Here is an 18673-nt window from a genome sequence, read left to right as displayed (position 1 = left end):
TATGACCACTCTGACGACGAGACCGCGTGCTTCCGTCCCCGCCGCTTCCCCTGAGCCACGGCGGGCAGCCCATGGCCGCGCGCGGGTCTGGCGTGCAGCGGCGATCACGGTGATCTGGGCGACCAGCCTGTTCGTCGTCGCTTTGTGGATCGCCTGTGGTGGAGTGACCGCAGTCCTGGGAGTCAACGCCGAGACCGTCACGACGCTCGGACGCCTCACCGGGTTGGTCGCGGCGAATCTGCTGCTCTATCAGGTGCTGCTGATGGCGCGCGTCCCGCTGTTCGAGCGCGGATTCGGTCGCGACGGGATCACGCGGCTGCATCGCTTCGTCGGATTCTGGTCGTTCTGGTTGATGGGCGCGCACATCGCACTGCTCGCGGTGGGCTACGCGATGGCTGCCGGCATCAACCCGCTCGTCCAGCTGTGGAGCTTCATCTGGGAATACCCCGGCATGCTCCTGGCGACTGCCGGCACTCTGCTGATCCTGCTCGTGGTCGTCACCTCGATCCGGCGTGCTCGTCGGCACCTGCGGTACGAGTCCTGGCACCTCCTGCACCTGTACGCGTACCTGGGCGTCGGGCTCGCGCTGCCGCACCAGCTGTGGACGGGCGCCGACTTCCTGTCCTCACCGATCGCGACCGTCTACTGGTGGTCGATCTGGGCGCTCTCCGCAGGATCGGTACTGCTCTTCCGCATCGGGATGCCGCTGCTGCGGTCCACTCGTCGGGCCCTGCGGGTGGCGGGGGTCGAGGCGGACGGTGCTCGGGGCGTCACCATCCGGGTCACCGGTCGCGACCTCGCGACGCTCGGTGCCAGGGCTGGTCAGTTCTTCGTCTGGCGGTTCCTCGATGGACCAGGCTGGACTCGCGCGCACCCGTTCTCGCTCTCCGCTGCGCCGGGAAGCGAGCTGACGTTGACTGCCCGTGTGCTGGGCGACGGCACGCGACGCCTCACCGCGCTGCTCCCTGGCACCAGGGTCATCGTGGAAGGACCATACGGGGAGATGACCGGTGAGCGCAGGACCGGGACGAAGCTGCTTATGATCGGCGCAGGCGCCGGGGTCGCACCGCTCGTCTCGCTGCTCGAGACGGAAGGCTACGGACCGGGAGAAGCGATGCTTATCACCCGGGAGTCCGCGGCCGAGGACGCTCTTCGGCAGGAGGCCATCGCTCACCTCATCAGTACCCGTGGCCTGAGCTACCTGCCGTTCATCGGCCCGCGATCTTCCGGCGCGTCGAGCTGGATCCCTGCCACGCACGAGGCGTGGTCGGGCGCAGATCTCCTCCGCCATCTCGTGCCGGAGCCGAAGGACCACGACGTGTTCATCTGTGGCGGTGAGGCCTGGATGAAAGACCTCAGGCGCGACCTGGTTGGCGCCGGGTTCCCCGCCCATCGCATCCATTCCGAATCGTTCACGATCTGAGCAGGGAGACGGCCATGAAGAAGATCCTCTACACGCTGCTCGCGACCGTCAGCGGACTCGTGCTGCTGTTCAGCTACCGAACGTCTCTGGAGGCGGTCACCCCGACCGACGCCAGTGCGGCGACAGCGGGCAGTTCATTGACGACCGCCGAGACCGGCGCGAGCGGCTCGGGAACCACATCGACGAACTCGGGAACCATGTCTGGCACCGGCCTCGCCGACGGAACCTACACCGGCGCATCATCGCAGACCCGCTACGGGCCGGTGCAGGTGCAGATAACCGTCTCCGGTGGACAGATCACGGACGCACAGGCGGTCGATTACCCGAACAGCAACGGTCGGGACCGGCAGATCAACGGCACCGCGATCCCGAGGCTCGTCTCGGAGACGATCCAGGCGCAGAGCTCGAAGATCCAGATGGTGTCCGGTGCCACATACACGAGCGGTGGCTACCTCTCGTCGCTGCAGAGCGCGATCGACCAGGCGCAGAGCTGATGCGTACCGCGAATGAGGTGACGCGGGTCTGGGTCGAGGAGATCATGGGCATCCCGATGAGCATCCATCTGATTGCTCCGGGGGAAATGACCGACGAGGGCGCCGACCGGGCAGTGCGAGCATGCTTCGACGAACTGCGTGACATCGACCGGGTCTTCTCGACATATCGCACTGATTCCGACATCAGCCGCATCCGTCGCGGTGAACTCTCCATCGCCGACGCTGACAGCAGGGTGGCGCTGGTCGCGGATGCCTGCGAACGCGCCGAAGAGGAGACTGGCGGCCTGGTCTCCGCCCGGTGGCGGGGAAGGTTCGACCCGACGGGATACGTCAAGGGCTGGGCGGTGGAAGCTGCGGGCCGTCGGCACCTCGAGCCGCTGCTGGCTGCCGCGACCGCGGTCGGCATCAACGCCGGAGGAGACCTGCAGCTGTTCACAGCCGAGGGAGCCGACTGGCGATGGCCGGTGGGAATCGCCGACCCGCACGACCGCGGTCAGTTGATCGCGGTGGTCGACGTGGTGAACGGTGCGGTGGCGACCTCAGGGACGGCGGAGCGCGGGCATCATATCCTCGATCCGCGCACCGGTAGGCCCGCGACAGGCACCGCGTCGGCCACGATCGTGACCGACGGTCTCACGCAAGCGGACGTCTGGGCGACCGCTGCCGTGGTGGCCGGCCCGGCGAACCGCTCGTGGATCGCGGCTGCGGGGTCGCGCACCGGCATCGTCGTCGATGCTGATCGTCGCGTGACCCGCTGGCTCGGCACGACGATGGTGGACGTGCAGACGACGACGGTCGGTTCGCATCCGATCGGAGGAGACGCACTCGTTCAGGGATGAGCCGGCAGTGTGAGCAGGAAAGTCGTGCCGGATGCTGTCGACCGTTCGACCTCGATGGACCCTCCGGCACGGCGAGCGACATCTCGCACGAGTGAGAGTCCGAGACCGAAGCTGCGAGGGCGCCCACTCTCGCGCGGACGCGCGAAGCGCTCGAAGACCTGCTCGGGCGAGATGCCTTCGATCCCGGAGCCCTCGTCGATGACGCGCACCGTCACGTTGCGGGCGTCCCGCGCGATGCGGATCGAGACGGTACCTCGCGCCGGGGAGTGCTGCACGGCGTTGTCGAGCAGCGCGACCAGGATGCGGACGAGCGTGACTTCCGGCAGCTGCGCCTTCACCTCCTGATCCACGGTGATCGCGAGCGAGACCTCGGAGCGCTTCTCGCTCGTCGTCATCGCTGCGACCGCTGTCGCCGCCGCTGTCGCGACGTCCGCGTTCCCGTCGGCGAACGATTCTCCTTCCGCGGCGATGAGCAGGTCGTTGAGCACGTCGGCCATCATGTCCGCATCGCGCCGGAGGTTGGTGAGACCCGCTCCGAGGTCCTCGCCTCGGTCATGACGGCGTTGCAACACCTGGATACGGCTCGTCAGCGCCGTCAGCGGCGTACGCAGTTCGTGGCTCGCGTCGGCCACGAAGTTTCGCTGCCGACGCAGCGCCTCCCCGAGCGGGCGGACCGATCGTCGAGCGGCGACCGCGGCGACAACCCCGAGCAGCACCACGCCGATCACTCCGATGATGATCACGGCCGGAACGATCACGTCGATGTCGACGATGAAGTCGTCCCGCGTTCCGGCGGGACCGCCGAACCAGCCGCCGCCGTGCTCCTCGCCTTCGCGGCGCGACGTTGAGAGCACCACCGCGATCAGCACGCCGATGCCGATCGCGACGATCACACCCGACGAGACTCCGACCCAGAGTCCGATGGATAGCGCTGCGCGACGCACGCGTCGATTATCGGCGTCGCTCATGACGGTGTTCCCGCGCGGTAGCCGCGTGCGCGGACGGTCTCGATCATGTCGGGGGACGTCTTGCGCCGCACATAGTGCACGTACGTGTCCACCGAACTCGTCGTATCTCCTTCATGGAACACGGCGCGGAGGATTTCGTCCCGACTGAACACGTGCTCGGGGCTGGTGCTCAACAGCTCCAGGAGCGCGCTCTCCGTCGCCGTCAGCGCCACTCGGATTCCAGATGGATCGTACGCGGCCTGGGCGTCCGGCGTGAACACCCACTCGCCGAGGCGTCGACGTACCCCATCAGCCCTGAACGCGCGTCGCAGCGCCCGAAGGCGCGCCAGCAGCTCGTCGTAATCGAACGGCTTCACCAGGTAGTCGTTCGCTCCGCCGTCGAGACCGGTGACACGATCGTCCACGGTGCCGAGCGCGGTCAGCATCAGGACCGGCGTCGTGATGTGCGCGGTACGCACGGCACAGATGAAATCGACGCCGTCCATGCCGGGGAGGCGTCGATCGACCACCATGGCGTCGTATCGCCTGCTCAGCGCGAGCCGGAGCGCGGTCTCGCCGTCCGCGGCATGCTCGACGTCGTACACCTCTTCCAGCACTTCGACGGTCAGCGCAGCGATCTCCGCATCATCTTCAACATAGAGCAGCGAACCGCGTGGCCCCTGTGCCGAGTCGCCCATGGTCGTCGTCCCGTCTTCCGCGATCGAGACCATCAGCGTACGCCCGGCGCAAACCGGGTCGGGTAACCCGGATGATCTTCCGCATGCCGTCGTCCGTCACACCAGAAACGATCGTTTTGGCGTCACTGGCCCGGTGGCTCCTTATGAGGCGCCACAAACGATCTTCGGAAACCCCTCTCGGCAGGGATTTTCGGCGCACCACGTCAAGAGGCGTTGTGTCCGTGATCGCTTAGACAGAACTAGCTGACAGCTGGAGGTGTGGGTGGCGTTCAGCTCTCGTCTGCGCTGCTGGGCTGATGTTCCACCGCTGGCGCGCGTCCTTCTTGGTACACGGAGGGTTCGGGTTCGGGGTGTCGTCGCCCCTGGACGACGAATAGCGCGATGCCGAGGGCGACGACGACGACGGATGCCCAGACGTTCGCGGGGATGCCGAACAGGGCGTCGCTGGTGGGGTCGATCCTGATGGCCTCGAGCCAGCTGCGTCCGAGGCCGTACCAGATCATATAGAGGGCGAAGGTTCGTCCCCACCGGAACCGGTATCTGCGCTCGAGGAGGAGGATGATCGCCACGCCGATCAGGTTCCAGATGATCTCGTACAGGAACAGCGGGTGGAACAGCGTTCCGGCCGGGAGGCCGTCCGGGAACATGGTGTCCGTCGGCAGGATCTCGAGCCCCCACGGCAGCGTGGTGGGCAGCCCGAAGAGTTCGTGGTTGAAGTAGTTGCCGATCCGACCCATGGACTGCGCGATGAGCATCGCGGGCGCGAGAGCGTCGGCGAAGGACCACAGCCGGATACCGGTTCGTCGGCAGCCGATGTACGCACCGACAGCGCCGCCCAGGAGGGACCCGTAGAGGGCGTTGCCGCCGTCCCAGATGGCGAAGATGTTCCCGAGGTTCGCGCCCGGATAGAAGTAGTCCCCGACGTGGGTGAACACGTGATAGAACCGGGCTCCGATGATGCCGATCGGGACAGCCCAGATGACGATGTCGACAACCACGCCGTCCTCCGCGCCTCGTGCCGACAGGCGTCGTTGGGTGATGATCACGGCGGCGATGATCCCGGCGATGATGCACAGCGCGTAGGTGTGGATTGTGAGCGGCCCGAGGGTGAACTGTGCCCACGACGGTGGGGGGCTGGGAAGACTCGTCAAAAGCACGAAGCACCGCTCCTCATCTGGCATCACTGTGAATGCTTCAACACATCATTGTTCAGCGCCGGTCCCATGCGAACAGCGCCCTGGGAAGACTAACGGTGTTCGACACGGGAATCGTCGAACTCCTCCCAGGTCACCAGGCGAGGGCCCCGAGGAGCGGGCCGGACCGGTTCAGGCCAGGGAGAGGAAGAGCTTCTCCAACTCGGCGGGGGAGGTGACGTCGTCGGCGTCCGGATCGGTGAGGCATTCCCGCAGCGCGGTCGAGATCACGAGGAATCCGGCCCGGTCGAGGGCCTTCGAGACGGCGGAGAGCTGCTGCACGACGTCGCGGCAGTGCGCGTCGTCCTCGACGGCCGTAATGACCGCCGCCAGCTGGCCCTGAGCTCGCTTGAGGCGGTTGACGACTTTGCGCTTGGCTTCGGGGTCGTGGACGAGCGGGTCGCCGGTGACGAGGGTGTCGGTCATGGGTGGTCCTTCCGTCGAGTTGACAACCACTATACCCCCTGGGGTATCGTATTCACATGAACTGATACTCCCCGGGGTATCGCCGAGCAAGGAGATCAGCGTATGTGCAGAGCAACGAAGTGCCACACCTGTGGAAAGACGACCTGGACCGGGTGCGGTCAGCACGTCGCATCCGTGCGGAAATCCGTGCCCGCATCCGACTGGTGCAATGGCAGCCATACCCGTGCCGAAGTCCAGGCCGCCCAGTCTCAGCGGGGTGGCTTCTTCGCCCGCCTGTTCGGACGGTGATCGGCGATGGCAACTGTTGAACTGACCACCGGGAACTTCGAACAGCTCACCCACGCCGAGGGCATCGCGCTGATCGACTTCTGGGCTGAGTGGTGTGGACCCTGCCGGGCCTTCGCCCCGGTATTCGATGCAGCATCCGACAGGCACCCCGACATCCTCTTCGGGAAGGTCGACACCGAGGCCGAGACCGCTCTGGCCTCCGCCCACCGCATCACCTCGATTCCGACCCTGATGGTCGTCCGCGACGGCGTCCTGGTCTACCGGCAGCCGGGAGCTCTTGCCGAACCGCAGCTCGAGCTGCTCATCGAGAAGGCCCGCGAACTGGACATGGACGACGTCCGCCGCCAGCTCGCCAACACCGCTACCCCCTGAAAGGACCTGGCACCATGTGCGCACGAATCACCTGCTCCTCCTGCGGCAAGCCCACCTGGGACGGCTGCGGCCAGCACATCGAACAAGCCCTCGCGGGCGTCCCCGTATCCCAGCGCTGCACTTGCACGCACTGACCCAGAAGAAAGCGACGGAGACCCTTATGCTCCTCGAACGCCTCTACGACGACGACCTCGCCCACGCCAGCTACATCATCGGCTGCCAGCGCACCGGTGAAGCGATCGTCGTCGACCCGCGCCGCGACATCCAGGTCTACCTCGACCTCGCCGCGAAGAACAGCATGACCATCACCGCGGTCACCGAGACCCACATCCACGCCGACTACCTCTCCGGCACCCGCGAGCTCGCAGCCCGTACCGGGGCGACGATGTATGTCTCCGGCGAGGGCGGCCCGGACTGGCAGTACGGTGTCGGGTTCCAAGACGCCACCCGGATAATGCACGGTCACCGCATCACGGTCGGCAACATCACGGTCGAGGCGGTCCACACTCCCGGGCACACCCCCGAGCACCTGTCCTTCCTCGTCATCGACGGCGCCACGACCTCCGAGCCGGGCTATGTCCTCACCGGTGACTTCGTGTTCGTCGGGGACGTCGGACGCCCGGACCTGCTGGACGAGGCCGCAGGCGGCATCGACACCCGCTTCGACGGCGCACGGGATCTATTCGCGAGCCTCCGCGACCACTTCCTCACCCTGCCCGACTACGTGCAGGTGCTCCCCGCGCACGGGTCGGGGTCCGCCTGCGGCAAGGCGCTCGGCGCCGTCCCAAGCTCGACAGTCGGATACGAGCGGCGTTTCGCCTGGTGGGCTCCCTACCTCGAGGCCGGCGATGAGCAGGGATTCATCGACACGCTGTTGAACGATCAGCCCGACGCACACGCCTACTTCGCACGAATGAAGCGGCAGAACCGCGTCGGACCGGCCGTGCTGGGCGAACTTCCTCCGCTCCTCGAGCGCAGCGTCTTCGATCTTGACGCCGACATCGACGCCGACCGGGTCATCATGGTCGACACCCGCCACCACTCCCTCGTGCACGAGGGCACTGTTCAGGGCGCGCTGAACGTGCCCGGAGTCGCGAAAGCAGCCAGCTACGGCGCCTGGGTCTACGACCCCGACACCGAGACGCGGCCGCTCGTCCTCATCATCGACTCGGGGGACGCCGCGGCCCGGTTCCGGGATCATCTGCTGCGGGTCGGCATCGATCAGGTCGACGGGTTCATCACCACACTCGATGGCCTCCCCACGGTGCAGCCCAAGACGATCGCCCCCACCGACCTGGACCAGGTCGACGCGGCGCTCCTCCTCGACGTGCGAAACCGTACCGAGTACAACGCCGGGCACATCCCCGGCGCCGCGCAGCTCTCCGGTGGTCGGGCCCTCTGGCACACCGACGAACTGCCCGCCGGCAAGATCCTCACCTACTGCCAGAGCGGCGTCCGCAACAGCGTCGCCGCCAGCGCCCTGCGCCGGGCCGGCCTCGACGTCATCGAGATCGAAGGCAGCTACAACGCCTGGCTCGCCGCGACGCCGTCTCGGCCGACGGCCGCCTGAGCGGCCGAGGAGCTCGAGTGGACACCTCCATCATCCTCGCGATGACTCTCGCGGCCCTTGTCGGTGTCGCACTCGGGCTCCTCGGCGGCGGGGGCTCCATCCTCACTTTCCCCATCTTCTCCCTCGTCCTGGGCATCGGAACGAGGGAGACGATCGTCTCCTCTCTCTTCGTCGTCGCTATCACCAGCGCCGTCTCCGCCGCCTTCCGTGTGCGCCGACGCGAGGTGCGCTGGAAAGTCGCCGGCGTCTTCGCGGCGACCGGCTTGATCGGGGGAATCGGTGGCGGGATGGTTGGTCAGCTGCTACCAGAAACCGTGCTCACCGTTCTGTTCGCGGCGATCATGATCGTCACAGCGATCGCCATGATGCGGCCGCGACGAGGACGCGCGGCGCGCCCTCCGACGCGGCCGGTCGTCCGTGGAATCCGAACGACAGCTACGGGACTCGGCGTGGGAGTCCTCACAGGGGCACTGGGAGCAGGCGGCGGGTTCCTCATCGTCCCCGCCCTCACCTTCCTCGGCCAGCCCATCGCCGCTGCAGTGGGGACATCGCTGCTAGTCGTCGCCGTGAACTCGTCCGCCGGCTTCCTCACCCAGATCACGACCGTGGCCATCCACTGGCCCATCGTCCTCACCTTCACCGCGCTCGCCGTCGCTGGATCCTTCATCGGTCTGGCACTGTCGCATCGCCTCCCGGCTGCCGGCATCCGGACCGGGTTCGGGGTTCTGGTGCTGGCCGTGGGGCTGACCATGCTCGCCACCCTCATCATTCAGACGCTCTCCGCCTGACCACCACCAGAAAGAAGCCCATGCCTCACGCGACCGACACCGCGCCCCGCACCGGGGAACACGTCGACGGATACGAGGTGCCCGTCCTCGACGAGCACGCCGTCCGCATCGCCGCCGGCATCCTCCTCGCCATAGGCATCACCGCCCTTACCATCACGCTCGCCTCCGACAGCATCAGGCCGCTGCAGATGTTCGGCATGTTCTTCCTCCTCGACATGACGACGCGCGTACTCATCAGCGACCGGCTGTCCCTCACTCTCGCCCTCGGCCGTGCTCTGACACGCCGCCGCCGTCGGCACTGGGTGGGCGCGCCGCAGAAGGTCTTCGCCTGGTGGCTCGCCCTCGGTCTCGCTGCTATCTCGTGCGTGACGATGAGCGCTGGAATGGTCCCGCTACCCGTGACTCTCGGGCTCTGCGGAGTCTGCTTCACAGTCCTGCTCCTAGAAGCCACCCTCGGGTGGTGCGCGGGATGTGCCCTGCACCAACGCTTCAGTAGGCAGCCCACCCGCCACTGCGCCAACGGCGCCTGCGACCGCTGACACTCTCGCTCCCTCACAACGAAAGGACGCACATGGGCCGCCTAACCCTCACCACCCTCGCCGTCATCACCGCACTCACGCTCACCTCCTGCGCCAGCACACCCACACCACAGGCTGACCTCGGCCCCGACGCGGTCATCATCGACGTGCGCACCCCCGCCGAGCGCGCCACCGGCCACCTCGACGGCGCCCTCCTGCTCGACGTCACGGGCGGCGACCTCCAAGCTGCGCTGCCGGACCTTGACCCCGAAGCCACCTACCTCGTCTACTGCCGTTCAGGTAACCGGGCAGGAGTCGCCATCGACCTGATGAAGCAGGCCGGCTTCACCGACCTCCTCAACCTCGGCTCCCTGGAAGACGCCGCCGCCACGACAGGCCTCCCCGTCGTGCAGCCCTGAGACGTACGTGCTCGCCCCCACGAGCACGTACCTGCGTGCACAGCACGCCACCGCATCGCTCGAGCACTGCCTCGCGATGCACAGTCGGGGCGGGGTCGCCAGATGCCCGCCCCGACTGTTCAAACCTGCTCGCCTTAGCCCACCGAAAACGATCGTTTACGGCGTGATTTCGTATTCTGCTCTGCGAGGGGTGCCGCAAACGTGCACCGGAAGCCGGTTTCGGCAGACTGTTTCGGCGCGCTGGAGGGCCGAGCCTCGCGCTCGATGCCGAGCTTGAGGGTCGAGGAGCGGCGGCGTCGGTGGATGACGAAGAAGGGGCGACCCGAGGCCGCCCCTTCTTCTTGCGTGAATCGTGACTCAGTGCCCGGCGCCGAGGTTTCCGGTGAGGCGGCCGTGGAACGCTGCTGCGGTGTCGTTCAGGCCTTGGATGGTGACGGTCTTCCCGTGGTTTTCGTACTTGGTGACGATGGCGTCGAGGGCGGCCACGGTGGAAGCGTCCCAGACGTGGGAGTGACTCATGTCGATGACTACCGTGTCGGGGTCGTCGCCGTACTCGAACTGGGTGGTGAGGTCGTTGCTGGAGGCGAAGAAGAGTTCTCCATCGACGGCGTAATGCGCTGTGTCGCCGTCGTCACTGAGGGTGCGGGTGACGCTGACGAAGTGTGCGACGCGTCGGGCGAACATGATCATCGCGGCCACGACTCCGAGGATGACGCCAACGGCGAGGTTGTGGGTCCAGACGGTGGCGATGACGGTGATGAGCATGACGGCGGTCTCGCTCTTCGGCATGCGCTTGAGCGTGCTCAGGCGGATGCTGTGCCAGTCGAAAGTCGCAATCGAGACGAGGATCATGACGGCGACGAGCGCTGCCATGGGAATGATCGCCACCACGTCGCCGAGCGCGAGCACGAGGACCAGCAGGAAGACGCCGGCGAGGAAGGTCGAGATCCGGGTGCGTGCGCCGGAGGCTTTGACGTTGATCATGGTCTGGCCGATCATCGCGCAGCCACCCATGCCGCCGAACGCGCCGGAGAGAACGTTCGCGGCGCCCTGTCCAAGTGCCTCGCGGGTCTTGCGGGAGTGGGTGTCGGTGATGTCGTCAACGAGCTTCGCGGTCATGAGCGACTCGAGCAGGCCGACCACGGCCATAGCCAGCGCGTAGGGAGCGATGATCTGCAGCGTCTCGAAGGTGAGCGGCACATTCGGAATGAACAGCGCCGGCAAGCTCTCGGGAAGTTCTCCCTGATCGCCCACGTTCGGCACGTTCCACGCGAAGACCACGACTGCCGCGGTGAGCAGCACGATCGCGACGAGTGGCGCCGGGATCACCTTCGTGATCCGCGGCATGAGATACATCACCAGCAGGCCGACCGCGACGAGCGGGTAGACCAGCCAGGGAACGCCGATGAGCTGCGGAAACTGCGAAGTGAAGATCAAGATCGCCAGAGCGTTCACGAACCCGACCATCACCGAGCGCGGGATGAACCGCATCAGCTTGGCGACCCCGAGCAACGCGAGGACGATCTGGATGAGTCCACCGAGCAGGACCGTGGCGATGAAGTAGTCCATGCCGTACTCACGAGCGACGGGCGCGATGACGAGCGCGATTGCTCCGGTGGCCGCGGTGATCATGGCAGGGCGTCCGCCGAGGAACGCGATCGCGACGGCCATGATGAAGGACGAGAACAGGCCGACTCGGGGGTCGACGCCCGCGATGATCGAGAACGCGATCGCCTCCGGGATCAGGGCAAGGGCGACGACGAGGCCCGCGAGGACTTCACGGGTCAAAAGGCGCGGGCTGCGCAGCGCCTGCATGACGGTGGGTTCGATGCGGTAACGCGACGCGGAGTCGCGGGTGGGGGTGACGGCAGTCATGTGCCCTCCGGGTGCTGGGCTCTCTCGTGAGAGCGCGGGAAACGAATGGGAGCGCAGCGGTGCGCAGGCGTCGGTCAGGCCGACACGGAAAGATAAGGGGAGCGGGCGCGAGAGCCGCGCCGATCTAGACTCTAACGTAACGTGAGTGTTGTGGGGAAATCAGTGGAAGACGAACACAGGACCGTCGAGACGATGCGGATCGGCGAAGTGGCCGAGCGCACGGCGCTCTCGTTCCGCTCGCTTCGACACTGGGACGACGTGGGGCTCGTGCAGCCGTCCGCGCGCACGGAGGGCGGGTTCCGGCTTTACACCGAGAAAGATGTCGATCGCATCCTCATCATCCGCAGAATGAAACCGTTGGGATACACCCTCGACGAGATGCGCGAACTCCTCGACGTCGTCGACGCCCTCACCGTCGACCCGAGCGACGTGGCGTTGCGCGCCCGGATCGATGACATCCGCGACGGCGCCGACCAGCGTCGCCAGAAACTCACGGAGCAGCTCGCCATGGCCGACGAGTTCGTGCAACTGCTCGGTCAGCTCTAAAGAGAGACGGATGCACCGCGTTGGAGGCCTCGGCCCATAGTCGATCGGTCTGCCGAAAACGATCGTTTTCGGCGACCCGGCTGACGTCGATGACCAGGTGCGTGTGAATCGCGGCGGTAGGTGTCGTGGTTTCGGCGCCGTTTAGCGTCCGATGAGCAGGGCTTCCTGGGCGGCGTCGACAGCCTCGGGTGTGAGGCGGGTGTGGTTGTTGATATCGAGGATGCGGTTGACCTGGGTGACGAGCCGGTCGGCCAGCCGGAAGTTTCCGTTGGTCGCTCGGACGATCGCGGCCAGAGCCGCTGTATGCGCCAGACCGGAGTCATCCGGGTCGGGGTCCGGGAGGCGCTGTGCGACGACGGCGGTGAGTTCGTCGCTGCGGAGGGGCCGGTATTCGTGGGCGAACCCGATGCGGCTGTAGAGCTGGGGGTAGCGGGAGAGGCGTTTCTCGATGCCGGGCATGCCGATGAGGATGACGCCCATTCGGTGGCGGTCGTAGAAGTCGCGGACTTGTTCGAGTCCGGCGGTTTTGAGTCGGTCGGCTTCGTCGATGATGAGGAGTTCGGTGTTCCCGCTGTGTTGGGATTCGGCGTGAACGTATGGGTCGACGTGGCCGTGCTGGGCGTAGTCGATTGCCCAGGAGATGTGTTGGCAAGCGCGAGGCAGGCCCTGATCGATCTGCTTGATGGTCGCGGCGACGGTAGGCGTGAAGAACGCGGTTCTGCTTCGTTGGACCGCCTCAGGCACGGGCGGCAGGGCACCGCCGCTGCGGGAAAGTGGGTGCCATTGTTCCCATTCGTCGGTGCCGGCGTAGTGGCGGGCGGAGAGTGTCTTGCCGATCCCAGGTGGCCCGTAGCAGAGGCCGATGTAGCGGTGCGAGCGGACGGTGTCTGCGAACTCCGTGAACCGGCGGTGCTCCCGCGTTGTCACGAACGCGGGCCGCATGTCTGCGTGGGGTGGTGGTGCTTCTTTGAATTCGTCGAAGTGGCCGCTGAGGAACCGGCGCCCGTCGTCACCTGGTTCGAAGAGGACGGAGATGGGTTTGCTGTCGTCTGGCTCAGTCGTTGGCATAGGTTCTCAATCCATGTCGTGTCGGCGCCGGTGTTGTTGAGTCGGGTGCGCTCTCCGGTGCGCGCGGGATCTCGGGTCGGTGGCGAGCGTCTTCGGGCAGCGCGCTGGCGTGAGCGGTGAGCTCCCGGAGCTGCTGTTTCAGGGCGCGGCGTTGCTGGTTCCTCGCCGCCTGCAGATCGGTGAAGGACACGGTCTCGGAGGAGCGTTCGGGCGCGATCGCGCGACACAAGAACGTGTTGTCGTGGAACACTCGCACCTCGCCGAGGTCGCGGGGGTCATACCGCACCGTGACGTCTTCGCCGACGTACGCGGCGAGGACAGGTGAGATGTATCGGGTCGATGCGAAGCGGATGCCGTCGCGTTGCACACGTCGCGTTGCCGCGGCAGTCAGCAGGAGCGAATCGAGGTCTTCAGGGTGTGCGGGCATTCGAGGGATGAAGCTGTCGCTCCGCCATCGTGCGTGCGGGGCCTCGCCAGTCGCTGAATGCGCTCGTTCGTTGTACTCGTCGACGATGAATCGCTCGAGCACGTCATCGAGTTGGTGCAAGGTCAGCGTGGGTTCGCTGACGGGTGACCCGCCGGTGCCGTGCGGGATGAATCCGGGCAGGTGCGGTAGCAGCTCGGTCGTGATCGTTCGGTAGAACCGTTCGATCTTGCCGCGACCCTGCGGAACGCCGACCCGGGAGTGGATCAGGCGCACGTGGAGGTCGAGGCAGACGTGTTCGATCCTGGTCGAGGTGAAGTCGGACCCGTGATCGCTGTAGAGGATGTCCGGGAGCCCGGACACCACCCACGCCGGGTTTCGTTTCCGAGAAACGGCCTGATGAAACGCCAGCGCGGAGTTTTCAGCCGTTGGTGCTGAAACGCCCATCGTGTAGCCGGCGATCGCTCGCGAGTAGTCGTCGAGCACGATCGTCAGCCATGGACGGACGGGTTGCTGTCGGTCGTTGAGGATCATCACATCGAGCAGGGTGTGATCCATCTGCCACTGCTCATTCGGCGCAGACGTGGTACGGCGGTAGACCAGTTCGAACCTGTCGCGGTACGCCGCGTCCCCGCCGTCAGCGAGAATCGTCAGGCCTGGGTTGAGCGCGCGCACGATCTCGCGGACCGTGGTGTATCCCGGGGCTGACAATCCGCGGTCCCGGGCAATGTCGCCGATGCGGCGGTGGATATACGCGATCGTCGGAGCGGGCCGGCGCACAGCAAGCGCCTCGATTGCGGTGACCAGTTCTACGGCGGTGCGCGTCGATCCTTTATCGCGGCGAGGTGCTCTCGCGAGCTGTCCCGTCTCTATCCGAGCTGCCCAGCGTTGCAAGGTCCGCACCGCGACTCCGGAGTGCTCCGCAAGCCGCGTCCACGGCACCCCGTCCTGGTGTTGGCGCACAAGCTCGGCCTTCTGCCGGTCGCTGAGGTGCGCCATGATCCCTCGTCAGGCCCGCTCGACGTGCTCGGCCAAGTGCCGGTAGATCGTTGGCCGGGACACCCCGAACGTGTCTGCGATCTCTTGGACGGTGTGGCCACCCTCGTCATACATCGCCCGGGCCTGCCGGATCTTCGTCGGCGTCATCTTGAACTTCGGGCCACCCTTCCGTCCTCGTGCGCGGGCGGCCGCGAGGCCGTCGTGTGTGCGCTCCACGATGAGGTCGTGCTCGAACTCCGCGATCGCAGCGAGCATGTGGAAGAACAACCGGCCACCCGGAGTGGTGGTGTCGATGCCCTGCGACAGGGCTTTCAACCCGACACCGCGCTGCTGGAGCTCGTCCGCGACTTGTTTGAGGTTCCGTACCGACCGGCCGAGCCGGTCAAGCTTCGTCACCACGAGCGAGTCACCCTCTCGCAGATACCCGAGGGCTTCCGTCAGCGCCGGCCTTTTCGCCAGGGTGCCGGAGGCGTGTTCGACGAAGATCTTGTCGCAGCCCGCAGCTTCGAGCGCATCGGTCTGGCCGTCCGGATTCTGGTCTCGGGTCGAGACGCGGGCGTAACCGATCGTGGCCATGCCTCAGCGTATCGCGAACGCCGCCTGCTTTACATAGATCGCCGACACGAGTCATGAGACACGACTCGCTGGACTGAGCGATGAGAGTGTCGGCTGACTCATGAACGGTCGTTGATGGACAACTTCGTCGTACTCTCAGATGCGAGTTCCGCCAGAGTGGCGGCGCTTTGACGCCGCAGGCGGCAGGGCAGCACAGCTGATCATCCCGGGTAGCAATGCACACCGAGAATGCACCGTGCACATAACCCTCGGCACAGCAACCGAGAACGATGTCGGAACCCGCGCTAACCTGATGATTACGTATCGGTTCAAAGGAGAATCACACTCATGGCATCCAAGACAGTGTTCATCGCGTTCGCCAAAGAAGATGAGTCCACCCGCAACCTGTTCACCGGGCAACGGGTGCACCCGGACACCCCGTTCGAGTTCACCGACATGTCCGTTAAGGAGCCGTACTCCTCCGAGTGGAAGGCAAAGGTGCGTGCGCGTATTCGCCGCTCCGACGGAGTCGTCGCGCTGATCAGTAGCAACACCCCCGAAGCCACAGGGCAGCTGTGGGAGATCAGCTGCGCGGTTGAGGAGGGTGTACCGGTGATCGGCATCTGGATCGAAGACGGTTACCGCAGCAAACCGACTGAAATGGGATCCGCGCCGTGCGTGGCGTGGACGTGGGACAGCGTCGCCAACTTCATCGACGGTCTCTGAGGTGAAACGGGCGTTGGTAGTCGGCATCGACTACTACGACCAGTACAACGCCCTCGCAGGGTGTGCGAACGATGCTCGCGCACTGCACCCGCTCCTGGCGCGTAACGAGGACGTCACCGTCAACTTGGACTGTCGGATCGTTACCGCAAGTGACCCCTCAACCCGGGTGACCCGTGACGAGTTGCTGCCCATGATTGACGCGACCCTAGCGCCAGGCGCGGAGTTCGCGCTCTTCTACTTCGCCGGTCACGGAGCTCCCGTGCGCGGTGACGTAGCGCTGGTCACCAGCGATGGCACCGAACACACCCCTGGCGTGCAGTTCAGCGAAGTCCTCGAGCGCATCACAGAATCACCCGTCCAAGAGATCGTCGTCATCCTTGATTGCTGCTTCTCCGGCGGAGCGACCACCGTCGGCGCTCTCGGGACCGCGTTGGCCAATCTCCGTCCGGGATTGTCCGTCCTGACCGCCAGCCGTAATGATCAGACCTCCGCCGAAACACCGGTAGGGAGAGGGCTCTTCTCCACCTACCTCGAAGGCGCTCTCGATGGTGGTGCCGCGGATGTCCTCGGACATGTCAACGTCTCCGGGCTCTACGCCTACCTGTCCGAGTCTTTCGGAGCGTGGGAGCAACGCCCGACCTTCAAAGCCAACATCGACCGGCTGCACGACATCAGAGTGTGCGACCCCCGCGTTCCCCTCGAAGATCTCCACAACCTCCCCATCTGGTTCGCCGAAGCCGGCCACGACTACCCACTTGATCCTTCATATGAAGACACCGCCGAACCGCGACACCCAGAACACGAAGCCATTCTGAAAGCATTCCAGCGTCTGCGAGCCTGTCGGCTGGTCGAACCGATCGACGAAGAACACCTGTACTACGCCGCAATGAACTCCACGGGATGCCGCCTCACGCCGCTTGGACGCCATTACTGGCAACTCGCGCGATCGGGACGAATATGACCCGGGTTGGAATCACCGGCCACCAGCAAATACCGGCCGACGCAATTCCATACATCCGCCAGCAGATTCGGATCACCTTGGCGGAACTACGCCCGCCTGTAGAGGGATTTAGCAGTCTCGCCGACGGCGCAGATCAGCTTTTCGCCCGCATCCTTCTCGAACTGGGCGGTCGGCTGCACGCCGTAATCCCTTCTGAGAATTACGAGTCGACCTTCGATGACTCCTCCCTCGCCCAATATCGCAAGCTGCGGGAGGAAGCCAGCGGCATCGAGCAGTTGCCGTTCGAAGAACCTGACGAAGCCGCATATGACGCTGCCGGCCGCCGTGTTGTCGAGAACAGTGACATCCTCCTAGCTGTCTGGGATGGGAAGCCCGCTCGCGGCAGGGGTGGCACGGCCGACGCCGTTGCCTATGCACGCGCGCAGCACATCCGTGTGCTTGTCATCTGGCCCGCCGGCGTCGACCGATGAAGCCACCGCAGACGCCTTTCATCGGACTCCGCTTAGGTCGAGCAGGCCCCGTGCGCGGTCCGTTTGGGCGGAGATCCATCGCCCAGGACTCGGTTCTCACGAAGCTGAAGCTTGATGAGAAACCCGAGGGAACAGGGTGATCGCTGATCGAAGGCCCGTAGCCACCCAAATAGCGTGGCGCCATGACACAGGTTGGCGGTAACGAGACTTGAGCCTTCCATCCGATGGGCTGGGCGTTCTGTTCTACCTCGCGCTGATCGTACCTGGCGTCGTTTTCATCTCCGTCCGCGCGCAATTCCGCGGGTTCAGGGACGTTGATCGGAGCGTTGGAGCACGCATTCTGCTCGCTTTCGTCGTAAGCGCCGTGTTCGATGCTGTGTACGTTGCCTCGATCGGACCGCTCGTGGCGACACGCGGTGCGGAACTCACCGCAGGCGAAGTGGGGACCTTGGGTTGGCTGTTCGTTCTGCTGGCCATACTCGTCCCCGCACTGGTCTCGTGGATCGTATACGGCGGCGGCCCGCTTCTCCGCCCACTCCACGAGATCGCCGGGAAGCTACGAAGGAAGATCACTGATTCGCGATACGAGGGCACACCAACGGCATGGGACCTTGTCACCACCACAACGGAGGCGGGATGGGTGCGTGTTCGCCTCGCCGACGGAGTATGGGTGGGAGGCCGGTTCGGTAATAGCTCCTACTTCAGCACGTACCCCGAGCCTCGTGATCTCTTCATCCAAGAGCAGTTTGTCATGTCCGAGGACGGCGACTTCGGGGAACCTCTTCCCTTGTCGGGTGGCGTGTGGGTGGCCGTGCGCGACGACTACCTTGTTGAATGGATCCACGACCCCATGGAGGAAAAGGAAACCAATGTCTCCCAGCGATAAGAGCGGCGAGCCAAGCGAGTCCAGGGGTGCACGCCCGAACCGTTCATCGGAAGGGGCACGTCCCCGTTCCGTAACAGGTAGCGGGTCCGGTCCGGCACGACCTGCTAGCAGCAAGCCGCCCGCCGGCGGCTCCGGCGTATCCCGCCCGTCGAAGAAGTAGTAACGTCGTCGACTCGGAAGCCGAACCG

The 18673-nt window shown here is 65.5% G+C and carries 21 protein-coding genes; 13 read left to right on the top strand and 8 right to left on the bottom strand.

Annotated elements, in window-relative coordinates; genetic code table 11:
• The first annotated feature begins 1 nt into the window (after position 1).
• From ACN0RC_RS13695 to ACN0RC_RS13685, 3 genes are read left to right on the top strand one after another with little or no spacing between them, the layout of a single operon-like run.
• Complete coding sequence (locus ACN0RC_RS13695; protein WP_042538265.1) at positions 2-1423, top strand: ferric reductase-like transmembrane domain-containing protein; 1422 nt, start codon at positions 2-4, stop codon at positions 1421-1423.
• 14 nt (positions 1424-1437) lie between these two features.
• Complete coding sequence (locus ACN0RC_RS13690; RefSeq protein WP_042538263.1) at positions 1438-1917, top strand: FMN-binding protein; 480 nt, start codon at positions 1438-1440, stop codon at positions 1915-1917.
• Positions 1917-2756: an FAD:protein FMN transferase gene (locus tag ACN0RC_RS13685; protein WP_052492863.1), complete on the top strand. Its 840-nt coding sequence runs from the start codon at positions 1917-1919 to the stop codon at positions 2754-2756. The genes ACN0RC_RS13690 and ACN0RC_RS13685 overlap by 1 nt, the downstream gene beginning before the upstream one ends.
• On the opposite strand, the gene ACN0RC_RS13680 is transcribed toward ACN0RC_RS13685, so the two are convergent.
• The 4 genes from ACN0RC_RS13680 to ACN0RC_RS13665 form a co-directional block, all read right to left on the bottom strand.
• The gene (locus ACN0RC_RS13680) at positions 2747-3724 is read right to left on the bottom strand and encodes a sensor histidine kinase (protein WP_042538261.1); all 978 of its coding nucleotides are present in this window, start codon (positions 3722-3724) and stop codon (positions 2747-2749) included. The genes ACN0RC_RS13685 and ACN0RC_RS13680 overlap by 10 nt on opposite strands.
• Complete coding sequence (locus ACN0RC_RS13675) at positions 3721-4434, bottom strand: response regulator transcription factor (RefSeq protein WP_228385636.1); 714 nt, start codon at positions 4432-4434, stop codon at positions 3721-3723. The genes ACN0RC_RS13680 and ACN0RC_RS13675 overlap by 4 nt, the downstream gene beginning before the upstream one ends.
• A gap of 236 nt (positions 4435-4670) precedes the next feature.
• Complete coding sequence (gene lgt, locus ACN0RC_RS13670) at positions 4671-5582, bottom strand: prolipoprotein diacylglyceryl transferase (protein WP_042538259.1); 912 nt, start codon at positions 5580-5582, stop codon at positions 4671-4673.
• 144 nt (positions 5583-5726) lie between these two features.
• Complete coding sequence (locus ACN0RC_RS13665; RefSeq protein ID WP_042538258.1) at positions 5727-6020, bottom strand: metal-sensitive transcriptional regulator; 294 nt, start codon at positions 6018-6020, stop codon at positions 5727-5729.
• Between the two features lie 294 nt (positions 6021-6314).
• Between ACN0RC_RS13665 and ACN0RC_RS13660 the strand changes: the two genes are divergently transcribed.
• From ACN0RC_RS13660 to ACN0RC_RS13640, 5 genes are all read left to right on the top strand, one after another.
• Entirely contained in the window at positions 6315-6680 is a 366-nt protein-coding gene (locus ACN0RC_RS13660; protein WP_042538256.1) for a thioredoxin family protein, read from the top strand.
• Between the two features lie 160 nt (positions 6681-6840).
• Complete coding sequence (locus ACN0RC_RS13655) at positions 6841-8250, top strand: MBL fold metallo-hydrolase (protein ID WP_042538252.1); 1410 nt, start codon at positions 6841-6843, stop codon at positions 8248-8250.
• A 17-nt stretch (positions 8251-8267) separates the two neighbouring features.
• Positions 8268-9038, top strand: a complete 771-nt coding sequence (locus tag ACN0RC_RS13650) for a sulfite exporter TauE/SafE family protein (RefSeq protein WP_136057005.1) — start codon at positions 8268-8270, stop codon at positions 9036-9038.
• Between the two features lie 20 nt (positions 9039-9058).
• Entirely contained in the window at positions 9059-9577 is a 519-nt protein-coding gene (locus tag ACN0RC_RS13645) for a DUF4395 domain-containing protein (RefSeq protein ID WP_042538248.1), read from the top strand.
• Between the two features lie 32 nt (positions 9578-9609).
• Complete coding sequence (locus tag ACN0RC_RS13640) at positions 9610-9975, top strand: rhodanese-like domain-containing protein (protein ID WP_042538246.1); 366 nt, start codon at positions 9610-9612, stop codon at positions 9973-9975.
• Between the two features lie 357 nt (positions 9976-10332).
• On the opposite strand, the gene ACN0RC_RS13635 is transcribed toward ACN0RC_RS13640, so the two are convergent.
• Positions 10333-11850: a SulP family inorganic anion transporter gene (locus ACN0RC_RS13635; RefSeq protein WP_042538242.1), complete on the bottom strand. Its 1518-nt coding sequence runs from the start codon at positions 11848-11850 to the stop codon at positions 10333-10335.
• Positions 11851-12042: 192 nt separating this feature from the next.
• Between ACN0RC_RS13635 and ACN0RC_RS13630 the strand changes: the two genes are divergently transcribed.
• Positions 12043-12396, top strand: coding sequence for a MerR family transcriptional regulator (locus tag ACN0RC_RS13630; RefSeq protein ID WP_042538356.1), 354 nt, complete (start codon positions 12043-12045; stop codon positions 12394-12396).
• Positions 12397-12537: 141 nt separating this feature from the next.
• On the opposite strand, the gene ACN0RC_RS13625 is transcribed toward ACN0RC_RS13630, so the two are convergent.
• From ACN0RC_RS13625 to ACN0RC_RS13615, 3 genes are read right to left on the bottom strand one after another with little or no spacing between them, the layout of a single operon-like run.
• Positions 12538-13464 carry an AAA family ATPase gene (locus ACN0RC_RS13625; RefSeq protein WP_417512465.1) on the bottom strand — a complete coding sequence of 309 codons (927 nt, stop codon included), beginning with the start codon at positions 13462-13464 and terminating at the stop codon, positions 12538-12540.
• Positions 13451-14887, bottom strand: a complete 1437-nt coding sequence (locus ACN0RC_RS13620; RefSeq protein WP_417512464.1) for a Mu transposase C-terminal domain-containing protein — start codon at positions 14885-14887, stop codon at positions 13451-13453. The genes ACN0RC_RS13625 and ACN0RC_RS13620 overlap by 14 nt, the downstream gene beginning before the upstream one ends.
• Before the next feature lie 9 nt (positions 14888-14896).
• The gene (locus ACN0RC_RS13615; RefSeq protein ID WP_030537383.1) at positions 14897-15463 is read right to left on the bottom strand and encodes a recombinase family protein; all 567 of its coding nucleotides are present in this window, start codon (positions 15461-15463) and stop codon (positions 14897-14899) included.
• Positions 15464-15790: 327 nt separating this feature from the next.
• Here ACN0RC_RS13615 and ACN0RC_RS13610 point away from each other — a divergent pair, with 327 nt between their 5' ends.
• From ACN0RC_RS13610 to ACN0RC_RS13595, 4 genes are all read left to right on the top strand, one after another.
• Positions 15791-16168, top strand: coding sequence for a TIR domain-containing protein (locus ACN0RC_RS13610; protein WP_417512463.1), 378 nt, complete (start codon positions 15791-15793; stop codon positions 16166-16168).
• A 1-nt stretch (position 16169) separates the two neighbouring features.
• Positions 16170-17129, top strand: coding sequence for a caspase family protein (locus ACN0RC_RS13605; RefSeq protein WP_417512462.1), 960 nt, complete (start codon positions 16170-16172; stop codon positions 17127-17129).
• Positions 17126-17599 (top strand): hypothetical protein, encoded by a 474-nt coding sequence (locus ACN0RC_RS13600; protein WP_417512461.1) that lies wholly within the window; start codon positions 17126-17128, stop codon positions 17597-17599. Before ACN0RC_RS13605 ends, ACN0RC_RS13600 begins: the two co-directional genes overlap by 4 nt.
• A 208-nt stretch (positions 17600-17807) precedes the next feature.
• Positions 17808-18485, top strand: coding sequence for a DUF6338 family protein (locus tag ACN0RC_RS13595; protein ID WP_417512460.1), 678 nt, complete (start codon positions 17808-17810; stop codon positions 18483-18485).
• The last annotated feature ends 188 nt before the right edge of the window (positions 18486-18673 follow it).

The sequence above is a fragment of the Microbacterium sp. genome (assembly GCF_048259935.1).
In the GTDB taxonomy this organism is placed as follows: domain Bacteria; phylum Actinomycetota; class Actinomycetes; order Actinomycetales; family Microbacteriaceae; genus Microbacterium.
The sequence above is the reverse complement of the archived record's forward strand: the minus strand, read 5'-3'. Positions and strand labels throughout refer to the sequence as shown.